The organism is Rhodovulum sp. 12E13 (genome assembly GCF_003340565.1).
GTDB lineage: Bacteria > Pseudomonadota > Alphaproteobacteria > Rhodobacterales > Rhodobacteraceae > HLUCCA09.
The window spans coordinates 1-2,694 of the sequence record NZ_QPLK01000083.1 but is presented as its reverse complement, the minus strand read 5'-3'; the positions used below and the strand labels follow the sequence as shown (position 1 = coordinate 2,694).

The window sequence follows — 2,694 nt, the reverse complement described above, 5'->3', positions numbered from 1 at the left end:
GACGGCAGGCCCGACTTGTGATCGCCCCAGTCCTTGAAGCGGAAGCCGTGGAGCCGCCCGTTCCGCGCCTCGAAGAAGGCGACCACGGCCGCCAGATCGTCAGCGCGACGGATGCCGTAGGCGACGTCGTAGCGCCGGCGCGAGTTGGCCCAGCTGGCGTTCCTCTCCTCCTCGCCCGAGGCGAGCTCGACGATCTGCGTGCGCCGCTCCGGCCCGCCGCGCGCGCCGCGGCTGATGTTGTCGGGAAACCGGACCTCGTGGAACGCCATCAAGTCTCTCCGTGGTTCGTGCTCTGGCCCCCGCAACCGGTTCCCACTTGCGGGGTCGCACTCACATGCCCCTCCGGCCCATGGCGACGGCGCGTGAGATGTCCGCGGCGACCTGCGTCCGCGACTGCCGGAAGCTCTCCGCGTCGCGGGTCTGGATCGAGATGTTGACGACCGGTGCGGGCTCGCGGTCACCGCGCGGGGCGTCATACTCGCGGGTCTCACGGCGCGAGAGCACCCGCTCTCCGCGCTGCAGGATCGCCGGCACCTCGTCATGACGCAGACCCAGTGTGCCGCCGGAATGCATCCGCGGGGCCGCCGCGAAGGCCGCGGCCGGGACCATCCGCCCGGGTCCCGGTGCGCCGACCACGCCGCCGGCATGCAGGACGTTGGCGAACAGCCCGCCGGCGCCTCCGAGCGCATTGCCGAAGGCACCCGCGATCGGCCCCAGTATGAAGCGCCGCGCGGCGAGCTGCGCGAGATCGGCGATGAGCGAGGTGACGAGGTCGCGGACCTTCAGCTTGCCGGTCTTCACGAACTCGCCGACCGCATTCTCCGCCGACCGGAAGGCGCCGACGAGGCTCTGTCCGATATCGCCGCCGATCTCGCGGGCCCTGGTGGCGTAGTCCGACAGCGCCGCCGTGACCGCCTGCCAGCCGGTGACGGCCCGCTCGGTGCTTGGCGCGGCGGCGGAAGCGGCCGCCCCGGCCGCGGCACCGGCCTCGCTGGCCGCCTGTCCCGCCGCGCCGAGTGCCGCCTCGAAGCGGTCGGCCGAGTCCGCGGCCGTCTCGAGCGCCGCCGCGCCGTCCGAGCCCGCGCCCGTCACGGCGTCCTTCAGTGCCTGCCAGGCGGTCATTGGACGGGCGTCGGCCTCCGTCAGCATGCCGGCCGCCTCGGCATATCCTGCGGCGCGGCCGCGCGCGTCGGTGGCCATGCCCCCAAAGAGATCCGGCGCCTCGACATAGGTGCGGCCCATGGCGGCGCGGAAGGCGTCGCCCGCGGCATCGCCGACCGCCGAGGCCGCGCCCGCGAAGGGGTTCTCGACGCCTCCCAGATCGACCGGGTCCAGCCGGCCGATGGAGAGGCCACCCTCGCCGGTCGCCCAGTCGGGCAGATTGGAGAGCGCCGCGTTCAGCCGGGCGATGAAGCGGTTGATCCGCGCCACCACACCGTTGATCATCGACTCGACGCCGTCGATCAGCGCATTCGCGGCCTGGAAGGCGAAGTCGCCAATGGCCTCCGGCAGCGCGCCCCAGGTCGCCTTCACCGCCTCAAACGCTCCCGAGAAAGTCGCGACGGTGCTGTTGCCCCAGCCGACCACGGCCTCCGTCGCGCCCTGCAACCCGTCGTAGATGCTGGCCTGCGCCGCGGCCCAGCCGCTCTCCACCCGCGCCCAGGCGGCGCCAGCGCGCAGCGCGATCCGGTCCCACGCCTCCGCCGCCACGTCCTTCAGCAACCCGAGCGCTTCGCCAATGCCGCCCGTCGCCGTCACCAGTCGAGTGAACTGGTAGATCAGCTCGCCCGCACCGACGATCAGCGCGCCGATGCCGGTGCGGATCAGCGCGCCGCGCAGAACCACGAGCGCCGTGGCCAGCCCGCGGACCGAGAGCGCCGCCGCGGCGAGCCCCGCCACCCAGCGACCGGCGAGGAACCCGGCGAAGGCCGTCGCCGTGCTCGCCACCCGCCCGACATTGTCGATCAGCAGGACGAGCGCGTCCGACAGAACGGTGAAGACCCGCTGGATCGGCCCGCCGACCTCGCCCAGCCGGGCCAGCCCCTCCGCCGCGCTCTGCAGGGCCGGCGCGGCGGCGACTGCCAGCTGGTTCGACAGGCCCCGCCAAATGAGCCCCAGCCGCGAGATCGCGTCGTTCGTCTCCTCGATCCGGTCGGCGTCCGCGTCGCTCACCAACACGCCGAAGCGGCGCAGCTCGTCGTTCGCCTGGCGCAGCTGGGACGGGTCGAGCCGCTGGAAGGCCACGAAGGCGCGGTCGCCGAAAAGCTGCGAGAAGAGCGCCGCCTGCTCGGAAGCCGCCGCGTTCTGCCGGATCGCCTCGGTCACCCGCGCGATGCGCTCGTCGAGCGGCAGCGCGAGCAGCTCCGCCGCGTTCAGCCCCAGCCGCTGGATAGCGTCGGCCGCCGGCCCGCTGCCATCGGCGGCAAAGAGCGACAGCCGCCGGGTCAGGCGTGCGGAGCCGGCCTCGAGCTCACGAAAGGAATTGCCCGAGAGGTCCGCCGCCCGGGCGAGCACCTGCACGCTCGCCGTGGTAGTGGCGAGCGACTGCGCGAGCTTGGCCTGCGCGTCGATCGTCTGGAGCCCCGAACGGATCAGCGCCGCGCCGGCCGCCGCAGCCGCGGCGCCAACGACCCGGGCGATCCGCGTCGCCTGCCGTGCGAAGCGGGCGAGCCGGCGGTTGGCCGCCTCCATCTC

The 2,694-nt window shown here is 73.6% G+C and carries 2 protein-coding genes; both read right to left on the bottom strand.

The window, feature by feature from the left end; translation table 11 throughout:
• Nucleotides 1-269 (bottom strand): DUF2460 domain-containing protein (locus DLJ49_RS21005; RefSeq protein WP_199533474.1); only part of this gene is annotated, 269 nt, incomplete at its 3' end.
• 61 nt (nucleotides 270-330) lie between these two features.
• A partial coding sequence (locus DLJ49_RS21000) for a phage tail tape measure C-terminal domain-containing protein (protein WP_115395453.1) occupies nucleotides 331-2,694 on the bottom strand: 2,364 nt, incomplete at its 5' end.